Annotated in this window: 14 protein-coding genes and 1 tRNA gene; 10 read left to right on the top strand and 5 right to left on the bottom strand. The window is 59.3% G+C overall.

All coding sequences use genetic code 11. From position 1 onward, the window contains the following. Window positions 1–4 precede the first annotated feature (4 nt). A complete protein-coding gene (gene zupT / locus C3B54_RS07410; RefSeq protein WP_104913925.1) occupies window positions 5–823 on the top strand; it encodes a zinc transporter ZupT in 819 nt (272 codons plus the stop codon). Between the two features lie 44 nt (window positions 824–867). Here the strand turns inward: zupT and C3B54_RS07405 are convergent. After that, a tRNA-Leu gene (locus C3B54_RS07405) sits at window positions 868–949 on the bottom strand. Window positions 950–1,106: 157 nt separating this feature from the next. On the opposite strand from C3B54_RS07405, the gene C3B54_RS07400 reads away from it, so the two are divergent. From C3B54_RS07400 to C3B54_RS07360, 9 genes are all read left to right on the top strand, one after another. Continuing rightward, window positions 1,107–2,351, top strand: a complete 1,245-nt coding sequence (locus tag C3B54_RS07400) for a TadA family conjugal transfer-associated ATPase (RefSeq protein WP_104914340.1) — start codon at window positions 1,107–1,109, stop codon at window positions 2,349–2,351. Next, the gene (locus C3B54_RS07395; protein WP_104913924.1) at window positions 2,348–3,322 is read left to right on the top strand and encodes a type II secretion system F family protein; all 975 of its coding nucleotides are present in this window, start codon (window positions 2,348–2,350) and stop codon (window positions 3,320–3,322) included. Before C3B54_RS07400 ends, C3B54_RS07395 begins: the two co-directional genes overlap by 4 nt. A gap of 2 nt (window positions 3,323–3,324) precedes the next feature. After that, window positions 3,325–4,356 carry a type II secretion system F family protein gene (locus tag C3B54_RS07390; RefSeq protein WP_104913923.1) on the top strand — a complete coding sequence of 344 codons (1,032 nt, stop codon included), beginning with the start codon at window positions 3,325–3,327 and terminating at the stop codon, window positions 4,354–4,356. Between the two features lie 698 nt (window positions 4,357–5,054). Continuing rightward, a complete protein-coding gene (locus C3B54_RS07385) occupies window positions 5,055–5,771 on the top strand; it encodes a helix-turn-helix domain-containing protein (RefSeq protein ID WP_245867884.1) in 717 nt (238 codons plus the stop codon). A gap of 147 nt (window positions 5,772–5,918) precedes the next feature. Continuing rightward, window positions 5,919–7,442, top strand: a complete 1,524-nt coding sequence (locus C3B54_RS07380) for a sugar ABC transporter ATP-binding protein (protein WP_104913921.1) — start codon at window positions 5,919–5,921, stop codon at window positions 7,440–7,442. Further along, window positions 7,442–8,461 (top strand): ABC transporter permease, encoded by a 1,020-nt coding sequence (locus C3B54_RS07375; protein WP_211286294.1) that lies wholly within the window; start codon window positions 7,442–7,444, stop codon window positions 8,459–8,461. Before C3B54_RS07380 ends, C3B54_RS07375 begins: the two co-directional genes overlap by 1 nt. After that, window positions 8,458–9,483 (top strand): ABC transporter permease, encoded by a 1,026-nt coding sequence (locus tag C3B54_RS07370; RefSeq protein ID WP_104913920.1) that lies wholly within the window; start codon window positions 8,458–8,460, stop codon window positions 9,481–9,483. Before C3B54_RS07375 ends, C3B54_RS07370 begins: the two co-directional genes overlap by 4 nt. Before the next feature lie 91 nt (window positions 9,484–9,574). Further along, complete coding sequence (locus tag C3B54_RS07365) at window positions 9,575–10,603, top strand: sugar ABC transporter substrate-binding protein (RefSeq protein WP_245867881.1); 1,029 nt, start codon at window positions 9,575–9,577, stop codon at window positions 10,601–10,603. Between the two features lie 124 nt (window positions 10,604–10,727). After that, on the top strand, window positions 10,728–12,062 hold the full coding sequence (locus tag C3B54_RS07360) for a M24 family metallopeptidase (protein WP_104913918.1): 1,335 nt from the start codon (window positions 10,728–10,730) through the stop codon (window positions 12,060–12,062). 100 nt (window positions 12,063–12,162) lie between these two features. Here the strand turns inward: C3B54_RS07360 and C3B54_RS07355 are convergent, their stop codons facing one another. From C3B54_RS07355 to C3B54_RS07340, 4 genes are read right to left on the bottom strand one after another with little or no spacing between them, the layout of a single operon-like run. Then, window positions 12,163–13,194, bottom strand: a complete 1,032-nt coding sequence (locus tag C3B54_RS07355) for a ketopantoate reductase family protein (RefSeq protein WP_104913917.1) — start codon at window positions 13,192–13,194, stop codon at window positions 12,163–12,165. 37 nt (window positions 13,195–13,231) lie between these two features. Next, complete coding sequence (locus C3B54_RS07350; RefSeq protein ID WP_104913916.1) at window positions 13,232–14,116, bottom strand: NAD(P)-dependent oxidoreductase; 885 nt, start codon at window positions 14,114–14,116, stop codon at window positions 13,232–13,234. Window positions 14,117–14,118: 2 nt separating this feature from the next. Next, window positions 14,119–15,495 (bottom strand): NADP-dependent succinic semialdehyde dehydrogenase, encoded by a 1,377-nt coding sequence (locus tag C3B54_RS07345; protein WP_104913915.1) that lies wholly within the window; start codon window positions 15,493–15,495, stop codon window positions 14,119–14,121. A gap of 10 nt (window positions 15,496–15,505) precedes the next feature. Then, window positions 15,506–16,192 carry a GntR family transcriptional regulator gene (locus C3B54_RS07340; RefSeq protein ID WP_104913914.1) on the bottom strand — a complete coding sequence of 229 codons (687 nt, stop codon included), beginning with the start codon at window positions 16,190–16,192 and terminating at the stop codon, window positions 15,506–15,508.

The following is a 16,192-nucleotide window of genomic DNA, read 5'->3' as shown; positions in this document are numbered from 1 at the left end:
CGTGATGGACAGCCCCGTACTTCTCGCCTTCCTGGTGACCCTCGGTGCAGGGTTATCCACCGGAATTGGTGCCGCGTTGGGGCTTTTTGCGAAGACCACCAACGATCGGTTTCTCGCGCTCGCGTTGGGGTTTTCTGCCGGTGTGATGCTCTATGTGTCGTTTGTCGAAATCATCCCCAAAGCCATGGATTTTCTCGCCACCGACGACGGTGGTAGTGGGCTGGCCCAAGCCTCGGTTGCGTTTCTTACCGGAACGCTATTGATGGCAGTGCTTTACCGATTCTTACCCGATCTGCCCCTGCCCAACGATGAAAAGCGCCGTTTGGCAAAAGCCGACGTGGAAAGCCAATTTCCGGTCGAACCAGCCCGGCGGCTCTTTCGCGCCGGCCTCTTGGTCGCCCTCGCGGTCACCATTCACAATTTCCCGGAAGGAATCGCCACCTTCTTCCTCACGTTGGAAGACCCCGCCGTGGGGCTTTCCGTGGGTGTGGCCATCGCCATTCACAACATTCCAGAAGGAATCGCGGTCGCGATTCCCATGTATTTTGCGTTGCGCAACAGGTTGTGGGCGTTTGGGCTGGGTGTGCTCAGTGGTCTCGCGGAGCCTCTGGGTGCGGTGTTGGGTTACCTGGTCCTTCAACCCTTCATTTCCGATGCACTGCTCGGCACATTGTTTGCCGCAGTCGCAGGCATCATGGTCTACATCGCCCTGGATAGTTTGCTTCCGGCGGCCAGGGAGTTTGGCCGCGGACAGCTTGCCATTTATGGCGTGATTGCGGGTATGGCCGTGATGGCCCTCTCATTGGTGCTCTTCGAGGTGTAGACGACTGGTCACCCCGTAGTAGCTACCCACTACACCTCACTTTGTGCGGAAGGGGGGACTTGAACCCCCACGCCCGAAGGCACAGGAACCTAAATCCTGCGTGTCTGCCAATTTCACCACTCCCGCAGCTTCCACAGTCTATCCCGCCTGAACACTCGCCCGGCGGTAGTGCTGCTCCAACCGTGGGAGTGACACGCCCCTAAGTCAGGTCGCACCAGGTAGCTGTCACGCCTACTGGGGACAACTTCTGCGCAGGGTATTCGACGTTGGCACGGTGGTGGACATGACTTCCTCCGATTCCCTCACCGGTGCGCCCGTTGCAACTCCCAGCGTGCACTCCCACCTCACAGAACACATTAGGCGCCGAGCAGTGCACGCCGTTGATACCCCCTTGGCGAGCATTGTTGACGAGGAAGTTGCCCGGCACGCTGAAGCCAGCCTCGGGGGTGATGTGTGGGGTGCCGCCACAGAGAGCGAGCTTCGCACCCACCTGCACGCACACCTCGAAGGGTTTGGCCCCCTCCAGGAAGCCCTTGACGACCCGGCGGTCGAGGAAATATGGATTAACGCTCCCGATCGGGTCTTCATCGCCCGATCGGGAGTCAGCGAAGCCCTACCGCTGGTCTTAAGTGACGAAGAGGTGCGGGGACTAGTCGAGAGGATGCTTCGACCCACTGGGCGACGAGTCGATATTTCACAACCTTTTGTGGACGCATCCCTACCCGACGGATCACGCGTGCACGTGGTGATACCGGATATCACCCGACAACATTGGTCGGTCAACATCAGGAAATTTAGTAAGAGCATTCGAGACCTGGCCGACTTGGTGGAGCGGGGGGTCCTCTCGCTCCCCGCAGCTCACTACCTGAGGGCTGCCATTCGTGGAGGGAAAACCGTGTTGGTCTCCGGAGCAACTCAAGCCGGCAAAACCACCCTGTTACACACCCTGTTGCGGGCCGCACCACCTAGTGACCGGGTGGTCAGTGTCGAAGAAACCTTTGAACTGGATTTGGGCATTCCCGACCACGTCGCGTTGCAGTGTCGGGGGCCCAGTCTCGAGGGCACCGGTGAGGTCACTCTGCGTCGTTTAGTGAAAGAAGCGCTTCGGATGCGACCGGATCGCATCGTGGTGGGTGAAGTCCGCCAAGCTGAAGCACTGGATTTGTTGATTGCACTCAATTCGGGTCTGCCCGGTGCGTGCACTATCCACGCCAAAAGCGCTCGCCACGCATTAGAAAAACTTTGCACTCTGCCACTGCTTGCCGGTGGGAATATTGACCGCGGTTTTGTCCTGCCCACCGTGGCAGGCGTCATTGACGTGGTGGTTCACGCCGAACTGCGCTCGGATGGCACCCGTCGGGTGCGAGAAATCATTGAACCGCGCGGTGTCACTGATGGCGGTATCCACGCTGAGACTGTGTTTGATTGGCGAAGCGGTGAGCTTGCACGAGTGCCCCCTGGCGCCCACACACCATCTGCGGGCGGATTGATTCTCTCACCGAGTGTCGAAGGGGACCCGCTCCAATGACGTGGTGGGAAGCATTGGCTGTGGTCTCGGGGCTGGGCCTCGCTGCCGGAATACTGGTGTTGTTTTCCGTGTTTGTGACCTCTGCTGACCCTTGGCTGGATTCTTCACAGGCGGCCCATGTGAAGGCTGAGCCCGGGCCTGGAAAAGCAATCGGCATGGGAGGAGTAAGGGCAGGCGTGATGACCCGGGGTGTGGGTCAGGTTCAGCAACTACTGGATCAAGCGGGCTGGGGTTCTCTTCGTGCCCCGGTGGTGATGGCCCTGTGGGTGCTGGTCGCGGTGCTTCTCGCGGCACTGGTCGGGGTGTTCATTCCGATTCCCGTCCTGATGCCCCTCGCGATGGTGGGCTTTGGTCTTGCAGGCCGGGCACTACTGCAGGGCCGCATTGAGGCTCGCCAGCGACGTTTGAGGGCAGCATGGCCGGGCCTGGTGGACCATATTCGACAGGTCATTCGCTCGGGCGGTGGTGTCGCTGAAGCGGTGGCGGGTTTAGAACACCACTCTCCGGGTGAGCTGCGTGGTTTTTTTGCCGCTTTTGGCCGCGAAGTGGAGGCAGGTACCCGGGTGGATAGCGCCCTGGCGCAACTAAAGGACGAAGTTGCTGATCCTGTGGCGGATCGGATTATTGAAGCGCTTCGCATGGCTCACGAAGTGGGTGGCCGGGAACTGCCCAGTGTGCTCCACTCATTACAAGCCAGTGTGCGTGCTGACATCGCTGTTCGAGAGGATGCCCTCGCCAAGCAGTCCTGGATTCGTGCGGCATCACGCCTCGGCGTTGCAGCCCCGTGGTTGGTGTTGGTGGTCCTCTCCGGTCGGACAGAGACCGTACAGGCCTACGATTCCCCTGCGGGGGTTGCGGTCATCGTGGGAGGTGCACTGCTCAGTGCCCTGGCCTTTCGGATGATGAGCCGCTTGGGTCGACTCCCGGTGGACCAGCGCTGGTTCGCCAGCCCCGTTCTGGGTGTGGGGTAAACATGCTGTCTACCCCTGACGCCCTACACGCCGTTGCCGTGGTGTGTGGTCTTGCGCTGGGTGTCGGCTTGTGGGCGGTTGTCGCCAGCTGGTGGGCGCTGCCGGAATCCGGTGTGGAGAGTCGGGTCAGTAATTCCACCCTCAGGATTGCGCACGCGCTACGGGACATTTCCGCCCCGGCCAGAGCCGAGCTTGCCCCTCAGCTCATCGACCCCGTGAGCGTGGGTGGGGTGGTGGTGTCACCCGCATTCACAAGGCTTACCGATTGGCTCCACACTCTCCTTGGTGGTGATGCCGCGGCAACACGTGTGGTGGAACAGGCTGGTGTCGGCTACGGGCCATCGGAGTATCGGCTTCGCCGAGTCCTCTGGGCATTGGGGGGCGCGGCCTTGGGATTACTGGCTACCGTCCTCGCCACGCTCGGCCAAGGAGCTATTGGGTCTGTCGAGCAAGGAATGTCTGGTGGGGTACAGGGGGGAACCAGTGCTCTGGGTGGCACAGTCATGGCGTTGATGGCTTTGGTAATCGGCGCAGTGGTGGGAGCAGGCGCCTACGACCGTCTGCTTAGACGCCTCGTGGCAAAACGCAGCGAGCGTTTGGCCGAAGAATTCCCCAGCATTTTGGAGCTGCTGTCACTGGCGCTCGCCGCGGGGGAGTCGCTACCGGCTGCACTGTCACGCATCGCCCAGCGTGGGCACGGTGAATTGGCGGGGGAGTGGGCGCGGGTGATGCGCTTGGTTGAATTGGGTGAACCGTTGGGGCCCACACTCCGAGATTCTGCAGGGCGCTTGGCGGTTCCCGAGATCGAGGCGTTGGTGGAGCATCTGGCGGCCGCGCTGGAGCGCGGTGCGCCGTTAGCCGAAGTGGTTCGCTCTCACAGCGCTGATTCTCGCCACCAACGCTTGCGGGCAATTGTGGATCGGGCGGGTAAGGCAGAGGTGTGGATGTTGGTGCCCTTGGTGATGCTCATTCTCCCCACTACGGTGATTTTCGCCGTGTGGCCCAGTGTGCAGACCCTTCAGGGTGGCTTCTAGAACCGGACACACATAGAGCTACAACACTCAATATGAAGGACAACATTGGAGGCATTTGCCCGCTCAAACAATACGCCTCAGAGGTGATGGCCTCGCTGAAACAGAGGGCGCCCGCCTGGTTTTGATAGACCGTGGCAGACCCGCGGGCGCCGTCATTCCGATGGTGCCGTCTCGCCGTGACAAACTCGTTGAAGCTGGGTTCATGCGTAAACCGCACGATTCATGGGCATGCCCTGGGGGAGACCACGGACACAGGCCTTCTGTGCCGACCCCAGTTGCACGTCCACACCTGAAGTAGCCAACGCCTTGTGTGCCCTAACAGTGTGTTAAAACCCGTCCTGGCAAGCACCCTGATCACACTCACTGAGCTAGTCAGCATTGTTCGGCATTGTTCAGCATTTGGTGAGGGGGGCGGACTTGGCAGCCGAACAGTCATGCCACCCACTCGACAGCCGAGCTCATTCGGGCCTCGCCAGGCCGGGCGTGGTGAGGCAACAGTGGAGGCGCCTTGCGGCAATTAATGGTCATGAACACAAAGTAGGAAGTGAGAAACGCCACCGCATGACTTTCCCTCACAAGCCGTCTGTTGTCATTGGGTGGGCCCACGGTAGGGCTTCGCCTACATGGAAGCGTGTTGCCTAGCAGAACAGGCGTAGAGTATGGAGTCGACTGAGCGTGTGAATAGGGAGGTAACCCTCGTGGCGGGGACCGATGCGACAACCGATACAACCCAAGAATGGGCTGTTGTCGGCGACCGTATTCGATCTGCCCGGGAATCGATGGGGATGAGCGTTCGCGAACTTGCCCGCCGGGTGGATGTTTCGGCAAGTCACGTCTCACAGGTCGAACGCGGCCTCGCCTCCTTCAGTGTTCGCTCCCTCTACAACGTGGTGAGCGTTTTGGGTGTCTCCATGGACTCGCTGTTCGAGGAGGCCATCACCCCGGAGGGCGGCCCACTGATTGACACACCTAGCGAGGCGGATGTGACCGCCGAAGGCGGACCATTAGACGAATCAGGCATTGTGTTGCGCCGCGCCTCGCGCCCCAGCTTGAAGCTGCAGTCTGGCCCACGCTGGGAGCGACTGACGGCCAAGCCTGAAGAAGGGTCCGAGTTTCTCGAGGTGGTGTATGCCCCCAATCCGGGAGCGGAACCCCCAGAGGATTACATTCGCCACTCGGGGCGCGAATACGGTGTGATTCTTTCCGGCCTGCTCAACGTGCAAATTGGGTTTAGCGAAGCCCAACTCGGCCCAGGGGACTCGCTCGCATTTGATTCACGCATTCCACACCGTTTCTGGAATTCGGGTCCCGATGAAGTGCGCGCCATCTGGTTTGTCTCCGACCACGACGACGCCCTCGAGGGTGACACCCCTAACGCGGCTGCTGTCGGGCACCGCAACGGCCACGACTTCTAACTTCTCCCCACCTGACCGACCGTTCACCTCTAGATAACGTTTCGGTAAATCTGCAACCGCTAGTGGACACAGTGTTATGTCTGTGTTTACACTTGGCGAGTAGCCCAGTTTTTGGGCCGTAAGTTCTTAGGCAAAGGAGCCCCAGACGTGTCACCTTCGGCGTCCTCATCATCCGGGCCAGTGATCGAAGCTCACAACATCGTTAAGAAGTTCGGCGGCGCGACTGCCGTCGATGGGGTTTCCCTTGAGGTCCACCCCGGCGAAATCCACTCTGTTGTCGGCGAAAATGGGGCGGGAAAGTCGACCCTGATGCGGGTTCTTTCCGGAGTGATTCCCCACGACAGTGGCGAAGTCCTCGTCGAAGGTGCTGTTCTCGAGCCGGGCGCCCGTGAAGCCATCGACGCGGGAATTTCGTTGGTCCACCAAGAACTTTCCTTGGTCCCAGAAATGACTGTTGCTGAGAACATCATGCTCGGTTACGCCCCCACTACCTTTGGCTTCACTCGCTACGCAGAAATGAAAAAGACTGCTGCGGAAGCCCTGGACGAAATTGGTGTCTCCGTTGACCTCAACGAACGCATCTCCCGACTCTCGGTTGCCCTGCGACAGTTCGTGGAAATCGCCCGAGCGGTCGCAAGAAAACCCAAAGTGCTCATCCTGGACGAGCCCACCGCAACACTGACACCAGCCGAAACCGACTACCTGTTGGAAATGCTCCAGCGGCTAGCAGAACGCGGCATGGCCATTGTGTACATTTCCCACCGGATTCCCGAAGTGTTCCGCATCTCCCACACCGTCACCATCCTGCGAGACGGCAAAAGGGTTTCGGTATCCCCGATCGGTGAGACCTCGCCCGAACAGGTTGTCGACGAAATGGTCGGGCGCGAGTTGAAAAAAGACTTGCAGGAGCGACGTGTCGCCACCCCTGGTGACGTTGTGCTTCGGGCTGTGGGCATTAGGGCCCCTGGAGTGAACGGTGTCGACCTTGAGGTCCGTGCGGGAGAAATCGTCGGACTTGGCGGGCTCGTCGGAGCCGGTCGCACCGAATTGGTGCGCGCAATCATCGGAGCCGACGATCGCCTGTCCGGCCATGTCACGATGACTCTGGATGGTAAAACAAAGGTTCTTACCAGTTACCAATCCGCCGTGAAAAACGGCGTGGGGTACATCCCGGAGGAGCGCCGCACGGACGGGTTAGCACTGTCCATGACGGTGAGCGAAAACATCAATCTCACCAACCGCAAAGAACTCTCGACGGCTGGATTCCAACTGAAGAAGAAGATCATCACCTTTGCGCAGGAGCTGGCGGACCGCGTGGGTCTACGCCCGCCAGAGATTAAGCGTGAAGCAGGCCAATACAGCGGTGGAAACCAGCAGAAGATTGTGTTGGCGAAATGGTTGGGAAGAAAACCCTCACTGATCGTGCTCGACGAACCCACTCGCGGGGTTGACGTGGGAGCAAAAGCCGAAATCCACCGACTAGTCAAGGGCTTAGCGGACAACGGCACGGCCGTCCTCGTTGTGAGCTCCGACCTACCGGAACTCTTGGAGCTCTCCGACACGATTCACGTCGTTCGGGACGGACAAATCCAAGGAACCCTCAGCCAAGCAGAAGCAGACGAGAAGGCAGTGATGTCGCTGGCCTCCGGAGAAAAGATGGTGAGCGCATAGTGGCACAAGAGACGCTGACAGAGCAGATGGCGTTGGGCGAAATGCCCCCCGCCGATGACAAAGTCAAGAAATCACGCGGCGCTGCCGTCACGTGGGTCGCCGAGAACGGCATTTTTGTTTTCACCGCAATCCTTGTGCTCTTTGCGGTGCTCTTTATCGATGGTTTTGTGTCCCTGCAAAACATCACTGACGTGTTTCACCGGGCAGCGCCCATCGGCATTGTCGCGGTCGGTATGACCTTTGTGGTCATCAGTGGAAACTACTTAGATTTGTCCGTTGTAGCCCAGGTCGCTACTGCAGCGGTGATTCTCATCGCCGTGAGTAACGAATACGGCATTTTCCTCGCCGTCTTGGCCTCACTGGCTGCGGCCCTGGTGTACGGGATTGTCAACGGGGTTGCCGTCGGATACTTCAAAGCCAACGCGGTGATTGTCACACTCTCGACGACCTACATTGGGCTCGGAGTCCTCCGCTACTTCTCGGGGGGTTCGATTTTCTTTGGCCCGCAAGATGGCCCGATTCGCGAATTTGGTCTCGCCAAGCTTGGTCCTGTGCCCTATTCGGCACTCGTGTTGCTGGCCATGACCATCCTGCTGTCGATCCTGCTGACACGGACGAACTTTGGTTTCCTCGTGCGCTCCTTCGGCGTCAACGAAAAAGCCACTCGATTGGGAGGCACCAACACCGGGTTGGTCATCATCGGTGCCTTCATTGTTACCGCCATCGCTGCCATGATCGGAGGCTTCGTCCTCGCCGCGTTTTCCAACACGGCGGTGTCCGCGATGTCGCAGGGTTACGAATTCCGTGCACTGGCGGCCATCATCGTGGGCGGAACCAGTGTGTTTGGCGGAAGGGGAAGCATCTTCCGCACCCTCCTGGGCGTGATTTTTGTGAGCGTATTGACCAACATTCTGGTCCTCTCGGGAATCAGCTTCGGCTACCAGCAGGTAGCCCTGGGACTCCTCATTGTCATCGCCGTCTCTATCGACGCCATCGCCAGAAAGGTCTCCACACGATGAGCCAGACCATGCAGCTGGGTAAAGCAGCAGAAACCGGGTTCCTGGGGAACCTCCGTTCGACACTGGCGAGGCGAACCGAGGGTCGCGGTGTCGCGCTCCTCATCGTGATCCTCGTGTTCGTTGCCCTCTTCGAACCGCTCGTGTTCACGGCATACCCTGTGAGCTTGGGACGCATCGCCCTCATCGGTATTGTCGCCCTGGGACTCACCGCAGTCATCCTGATGGGTGAGCTAGATCTGAGTGTTGCCAGTACCTTGGCGCTCTCCGGTGTGATTATGGCGAGCATCCCCGACCTGACCCTCGGAATCATTGCGGGGCTGCTCACAGGCCTGGTTGTTGGCGCAATCAACGCGTTTTTTGTCGCCGTCATTGGCATCAACTCGTTCATCGCCACACTCGGAAGCCTGTTCGCACTGCGAGGCTTGGCTTTTGTTCTCTCCGATGAGGCGCCCGTAAGTTTGGTGGACAAGGACGCCGGTATCGCTTTTGGGCTTCCCCTGGTCGGTCCAATCACCCCGCGCATCATCATCTTCGTTCTCGTCTTCATCGCCATCCAGATGTTTGTGTCGCGCGTGAAGGCGGGCCGCGAATTCTTCGCTGTCGGTGGCAACCGCCAGGCTGCCTACGACGCGGGAATCCCCGTAAAGCGCCGCATTTTTACCGGGTTTATCATTTCCGGGTTCGTGTCCTCGCTCGCCGGAGTGATCAACACTTTGGAGCGGACAACGGCTGACCCGACCGCCGGGTCAACCGTGTTGCTCGCGAGTTTTGCCGCAGCAATCATCGGTGGAAACTACCTCAAAGGCGGTCGCGGTTCCATCGTGGGAACACTAATTGGTGCGGCATCGTTGGGTGTCCTCCAGGTGGCCCTCACCCTGTCGGGTATTCAAGTTCCCGTCCAACAGATTTTCATCGGTGCGATCCTGCTCATCGCAGTCACCACCGACCCCGCAAGTCTTCGCGCAGTTGCCGGCAGCCTGAGACAGGTCACTCGCAGCCGCGTGAAACCCTCGTCGGTCTAACCGACGGGAAACCGAACGTCCTCGGGCGTTCGTCCACTGTAAATAAGAAGAAAGAGGCACCACAATGCGAAAGTCCCGGATGTCACTGGGAATGGCGAGCCTATTCGCCGTCGCTGGTCTCACCCTCGCTGGTTGTGCTGCGGCTGAAGAGCCCGCAGTCGATGCAACTGGTGGAGAAGAGACCGCCGAAGAAACCACTGAAGAAGCAGCTGGCGGTGAGACCTTCGAGGTCTACGCACTGCTCCCCCAGGGTAATGACCAGCCATACGGCACCACCTACCTGCCCCCCATGGAGGCAAAGGCTGCTGAGCTCGGTATTAACCTGACCATCACCAACTCGGAGTACGACGCCGACAAGCAGGCCAGCGAGTGCGAAGTTGCCGTCGCAGCCCAGCCCGACGGCATCATCCTGTGGCCGGCAGTTGCGGACTCGATTCGCCCCTGCCTCGAAGCTGCTAACGCTGCCGAGATCCCCGTCTGGATCACCAACGCTGACGTGAACCCTGAAGACGCCGACCTGACGTACGGTTACTCCGGTACCGACAGCTACGGCCAGGGCGCTGCTTCGGCTGAAATGATGTGTGAACTGGCCGATGGCGCCGAAATCGGCATCATCCAGGTCAACGGTCTGACCGGTAACTCGGTGGCCACCCTCCGTGGAACTGGTTTCAGTGAAACCGTTGCTGCGAACTGCCCCAACGTGAGCATTTTGGCCGAACAGCCAGGTAACTGGAACAAGGATGAGTCGCAGATCGCGGCCTCCGAGATGCTGACCGCTGTGGGCGACGAGAACGTCCAGGGCATCTACGCCGCTGACGACACGATGGTTGCCGGTGCAATTGACGCCGCCAAGGCTCGTGGCCTCGACGTCGAAGCAATGTTCATCACCTCAATCGGTAACACCTTCCTGGGTAACCCCCTGGTGGAGTCCGGTGAGCTCGATGGCACCGTGTTCCAGTCCTCCTCATGGGATGGCGAGAACGCTGTTGTAGGTATCTACAACGCCATGACCGGTGCAACCGAACTCGGACGTGACGATGAAGGTTCGGTGCTGTACATGCCCAACCCGAAGGTCACCATCGACAACTTCGATGCACCTGAGGTTGCTCCTGAGTGGTAAACCCTTAATTTCACTTCGGTGAAATTGTTGTGGGTGGGGTGGTTTCCGCCCCACCCACAACACCACCGCACGACCTGCACTACCCGCAAAAACCCGAACATTAACCCTCACACGGATAGAGACCATGACTGACACTCTTCCCACTGCTCAGGCTGTTGCTGTTGAGACCAACGCTTCACGTGAAGCCGCTCCGGCACCCCTGATTCCCGCACTGGACTTCGCCAACCGCCAAATCCCTGCGCACGGCACGATGGCAGTCGATTTCGAAGCACGAGTGGACTTCCACCGTTTGCGTGATTACCGACTCAACCGCGCCATGGACGCCCTTAACCAGTCCGAGTGTGGTGCGTTCCTCCTGTTCGACTTCTACAACATCCGCTACGTCACCCAAACCTGGATCGGTGGCGCACTGGGCGACAAAATGTCGCGTTACGCACTACTCATGCCCGATGGCAAACCCCACATTTGGGACTTCGGCTCCGCCGCGAAACACCACCGCCTTTTCGCCCCCTGGCTCCACGAGGGCCACTCCCACGCGGGCATGCTCGGACTCCGCGGCGCTATCCACCCCGAGGTGGGCCTCATGAAGGAAGCCGTGACCCACATCAAGAACATGCTCACCGACGCGGGAGTCGTCAACGACCCCATCGGTGTTGACATTATTGAGCCCGCATTCCTGTTCGAAATGCAGGCACAAGGCCTAGATGTTCGAGACATCCAGCAAGACATGCTCGGTGCGCGCTCCATCAAAAACGTCGACGAAATAATGCTGCTCTCCCAAGCAGCCGCCATGGTCGATGGTGTCTACCAAAACATTGTCGACGTGCTGAAGCCCGGCATCCGCGAAAATGAAATCGTGGCTCTCGCCGCAAAACGCCTCTACGAACTGGGCTCCGATCAAGTAGAAGCCATCAACTCGGTTTCTGGTGAACGCTGCAACCCACACCCACACAACTTCACCGACAAAATCATCCGACCCGGTGATCAAGCGTTCTTCGACATCATCCACTCCTTCAACGGCTACCGCACCTGCTACTACCGCACCTTCAGCGTCGGAAGCTCCAACCACTTCCAACATGACGCTTACACCAAAGCCCGAGAATGGATGGATGCCGCGATCGACAAAGTCGCTCCCGGTGTCGGAACCGACGAAGTCGCCGCTCTCTGGCCCAAAGCCACCGAGTTCGGCTTCCCCAACGAAATGGAAGCCTTCGGACTCCAATTCGGCCACGGACTAGGACTCGGACTTCACGAACGTCCCATCATCTCCCGACTGAACTCCATGTCCAACCCGGTAGAAATCCAAGAAGGCATGGTCTTCGCCCTGGAGACCTACTGCCCCGCCCCCGACGGCATTTCCGCAGCACGCATCGAAGAAGAAGTCGTCGTCACCAAAAACGGAGCCCAAGTCCTCACACGATTCCCGGCGCAAGAACTGTTCGTCGCCAACCCTTACTAAGCGACCGCGGGCCCGGCAGAGGGCCCCAAGGACGGCAAAGTGCCCTTCCCATCAATGGGAAGGGCACTTTTGTTCGGTCTACATTTGGCGATTACGCGGTTTACTGCTTGCCGGCTTGACCAGCGGCGACCAAGAGCTCCTGGTTGTCCCAGGAGGGAGCGAGCTCACCGGATTCAATCTGCAGTGCGAGGTGCAGTATTGCCTCGTTTACTGGTGTCGGCATCCCAATTTCTTTGCCCTTTTTCACGACGTAGCCACAAAAGGCGTCCAGCTCGGCCCGGCGGCCTTTGTCCCAATCTTGAAGGACGGCAACCCGTGTCGTGGGTTTCGAGAAACGGGCAAGAACGGCATCCAAGAGGTCCAGAGCGTACTGCTCGGAGTCTGGCATCTCGTCTGCCGCAATGCCGAGCGAGGGCATAAACGTGACGCCAATCGCTTTAGCCAGGCGATAGGCCTCGATAGAGGCCTGATCCATCGCGAGTCGAATAACGGGGTTCCCGGCCGCCTCGACTAACGGTGCTCCGAGAATCCCTGAGGGCAACATTTCGGGGATATTGGCCAAGAGTTTCATCCACTTCGCGGAGCGAATGTCCTCGGTGATTTCCACCTGGGCACCGTGAGAGAGCAACTCGTGTACTTGACGCACCCGGTCGGTCACCGGCCCCTCCAGGGAACCCACCGCCAACCAGGTGCCCTCACGAGTGACTTCCCGGTTGATCAGACCAGGACTGGGCATGTTGGCCGCAATTCCGACCACGCAGCCCACCGTTCGCTCGGGTCCCACAATCTCGGAGACCTCATCAATGGTCATCCCGTTCTGGGTTCCTACAAACACCGAATCGGGTCCCATCAATGGTTTCATCAGCTCGGCAACCCACCGGGTGTCGTAAGACTTCACCCCAGTGAACACAATGTCGAAGGTGCCCCGCAGTGTGGGCACGTCGTAGAGGTGGAGCGGATGAAAGGGTGTGTGCTCCGTGCCGGTAGGCATGTTCACGGTCAACCCCGATTCGCGAATCGCGTCAACGTGTGGGGCCCACGGGTCGATGACGGTGACGTCGACACCGGCGTTGATCATGTCGGCGCTAAGCGATGCTCCGACTGCCCCTGCGCCACAAAAAGCAACTCTCATCGTCTCTTCCTACTTTCTGACATTCCCCGAATCTCGGCTAGTTGTTCTCCCGGGATTCGCCCAGCTGGCTGAGCGTAATTTCCGCCAGCGCCGACCAGTCTTTATCCGCCAAATCGGACTGTTGGAGGGCTTGGTCGAACACCGCTCGCAACGAAGAACTGGTGGGCAAGGTGATACCTGCCGCCGTCGCGGACGACTCTGCCAATCCGAGGTCCTTCAACCCAAGCTCCAACGAGAAAGCCTGCGGCAGGTATTCACGCTCAGCGACGAGGTTGCCATAGCCGGTGTAGACCACACCCCCAAAGAGTGTGTTCGTGAGTAGGTCGACAAAGTCTGCCGGCTTCACCCCCGCCGAAGTCGTCAGTGCGACCGATTCAGCAATCGCCTGAATGGCGTGAATGATGTTGTAGTTGACGGCGATCTTGACGAGGTTTGCCGTTCGGGGATCCTCTCCCATCAGCCAGGTGCGCGCCCCCATCACGTCGTAAAACGGTTGGAGGGCGTCAATATCTTCCGTCTGGCCCCCGGCCAAGATGTTTAAGCCCCCGGCTGCTGCGACATTCGGTCGACCGAGTACCGGTGAGGCCACATAACCGTGGCCCAATGACGCGAAGCGCGCAGCCAGTGTGTGGCCCATATCGGGGCTAACTGAGGCCATATTGGCGTGCACGATGCGATGGCTGGGCAGGTTGCCTTCCGACAACACCGCATCGGCAGCCTGGTCGTTGGCGAGCATTGATACCGAAACGTCCACTGCGAGGGCCTTGCCGGGGTGATCCACCGCAGTGGCCCCTGCCTGATCCATCCGTAGGCGGGGTTCCTCGGAGCGATTCCAGACAACAACCTCGTGTCCGGCATCGACTAGGCGGGTGGCCATGGCCTGACCCATGGACCCTAGTCCGAGGAAACCCACCCGCGCCATGACTAGCTCTTCCAGATGGTCTTAAAGTTGCAGAACTCCCTGATTCCGGGGGCGCCCAATTCACGACCGAAGCCGGAATCCTTCACACCACCAAAAGGCAGCTCTGGGTAGGAAATGGTCATTCCGTTGACGAATACAGCCCCGGCTTCGATGTTCTTGATGAAGTACTCTTCATCGCTCGCATCGCCCGTCCACAGCGCTGAGGAGAGACCAAAGGTGGTCTGGTTGGCCACGTCGGCTGCCTCTTCACGCGAGGACACTTTGTAGACGCTGGCGACCGGCCCGAAGGCTTCCTCCATGACCAGGCGCATTCCAGGCTCCAGACCATCCACAATGGTGGGTTCGTAGAACCAACCAGCACCTTCTGGCGCTTTACCACCGGTGCGGATTGTGGCGCCCTTTTCGCGAGCGTCATCAACCAATTCCGCAATTTCATCGCGGCCACGTTCGGTGGCCAGTGGGCCGACCTGGGTGGCCTCATCCATGGGGTCACCAACGACCAATGCAGACATTTTGGCGACGAACTTGTCCATGAACTCGTCGTAGACGTCGGCGTGGACGACGAAACGCTTTCCGGCAATACAGGACTGGCCGTTGTTGTTGATCCTCGCCGTGACGGCCACGGTGGAGGCCTGTTCGATCTCCGCCGAGGGCATCACAATAAACGCGTCTGAACCACCAAGCTCCATCACGGCAGGCTTGATGTGTGCTCCTGCTTGCCCGGCTACGGCCCGACCAGCGGGCTCTGAACCGGTCAGGGTGACGGCTTTGATTCGACGATCTTCAATGAGTCCGGCCACTGGAGCGGATCCGGCAAGGATGGTGGTGAATGACCCGTCGGGGAAACCCGCACGAGTAAATAGCGAATCCAGGTAGAGCGCGGAATGGGGAACGTTGGAGGCGTGCTTCAACAGTCCAGTGTTTCCGGCCATCAGTGCGGGTGCTGCGAATCGCACGACCTGCCACAGCGGGTAGTTCCAGGGCATGACCGCGAGGACAACACCGAGTGGTTGGTAGTGCAGGTACGCCTTCGAAGCGCCCACAATGCTGGGGTCTTCGAGGGGCTCATCGGCGAGGAATTTTTCGGCGTTATCCGCGTAGAAGCGGGCGTTTTTGGCGCATTTGAGCACTTCACCGACCGACTGCGCGATGGGCTTGCCCATTTCGATGGTGAGCATTTTGGCCAGCTCGTCGACTTCTTCTTCCAGAATGTCGGCCGCTTTTTTCATCCACACCGCACGCTGGGCGTAGTCGGTGGCTTTCAGTGCCTGGTAGGCCACTTCTGCTTTCACCACGCGGGCTTCAATTTCTTCCGCACTGTGTTCGCTAAAGGTTTCAACGGTTTCGCCGGTGGCGGGGTTGACGACAGCTATTGCCATGTTCTTACTCTCATCCTGTGTTGGGGTCTGGTTCGGGAAAAATTTCGGGGTGCCGCTCAAGGTTCACCCGGGTGCGGCGGATGTGCATACCCACAACCTGTTCGGCAAGTTCGAGGTCACCGTCACGCAGGGCACTGACCAACATGTGGTGGTCGTCGTGGAAAATCCGCATGTGCTCTGTGTCGACCAGACCAGTGTAAGCACGGCGGTAGGGCTGTGTGGTGTTCCATAAACGGTGCACCAACTCGCGAAGCACGTAGGTTCCCTCCGCCCGATAGGTGGCGAAGTGAAAGGCCCGATCGAGGGCAAGAAACTCTTCGATGTCCGAGCTGCTTTCCATTTTTTGGGCCAGGTCATCGAGTTCTCCGATGACCTCATCGGTGAGGTATTCGGCTGAGTGGCGAAGCAGTAACGGTTCAATTCGCTCGCGGGTTTGGTACACCTCAGAGCATTGAGCGAGGGTGAGGCTTTGCACCCACGCACCCGTGTTGGCAACCAAACGCACGAGGCCTTCGGTTTCTAGTTGACGAAGCGCTTCCCGCACGGGAATACGGGAACCGCCGTAGCGCTCGGAGAGGTCTTCTTGAACGATACGTTCACCGGGTTGATATTCGCCGGAGAGAATCGCTTCGCGCACAGCCTCGGCAATGCGCTGGCTTGCTGAGCCATCGCGAATTGCCGGGGTGGTGTCACTCAT

The sequence above is a fragment of the Pontimonas salivibrio genome (assembly GCF_002950575.1).
GTDB classification, from domain to species: domain Bacteria; phylum Actinomycetota; class Actinomycetes; order Actinomycetales; family Microbacteriaceae; genus Pontimonas; species Pontimonas salivibrio.
Note: the sequence above shows the minus strand (reverse complement) of the source record. Positions and strands in the feature narration are given on the sequence as shown.

Coding starts and splice junctions, on each gene's coding strand:
- zupT (WP_104913925.1), top strand. CDS start 5: ATGGACAGCCCCGTACTTCTCGCCTTCCTGGTGACCCTCGGTGCAGGG.
- C3B54_RS07400 (WP_104914340.1), top strand. CDS start 1,107: ATGACTTCCTCCGATTCCCTCACCGGTGCGCCCGTTGCAACTCCCAGC.
- C3B54_RS07395 (WP_104913924.1), top strand. CDS start 2,348: ATGACGTGGTGGGAAGCATTGGCTGTGGTCTCGGGGCTGGGCCTCGCT.
- C3B54_RS07390 (WP_104913923.1), top strand. CDS start 3,325: ATGCTGTCTACCCCTGACGCCCTACACGCCGTTGCCGTGGTGTGTGGT.
- C3B54_RS07370 (WP_104913920.1), top strand. CDS start 8,458: ATGAGCCAGACCATGCAGCTGGGTAAAGCAGCAGAAACCGGGTTCCTG.
- C3B54_RS07365 (WP_245867881.1), top strand. CDS start 9,575: ATGGCGAGCCTATTCGCCGTCGCTGGTCTCACCCTCGCTGGTTGTGCT.
- C3B54_RS07360 (WP_104913918.1), top strand. CDS start 10,728: ATGACTGACACTCTTCCCACTGCTCAGGCTGTTGCTGTTGAGACCAAC.
- C3B54_RS07355 (WP_104913917.1), bottom strand. CDS start 13,194: ATGAGAGTTGCTTTTTGTGGCGCAGGGGCAGTCGGAGCATCGCTTAGC.
- C3B54_RS07350 (WP_104913916.1), bottom strand. CDS start 14,116: ATGGCGCGGGTGGGTTTCCTCGGACTAGGGTCCATGGGTCAGGCCATG.
- C3B54_RS07345 (WP_104913915.1), bottom strand. CDS start 15,495: ATGGCAATAGCTGTCGTCAACCCCGCCACCGGCGAAACCGTTGAAACC.
- C3B54_RS07340 (WP_104913914.1), bottom strand. CDS start 16,192: ATGAGTGACACCACCCCGGCAATTCGCGATGGCTCAGCAAGCCAGCGC.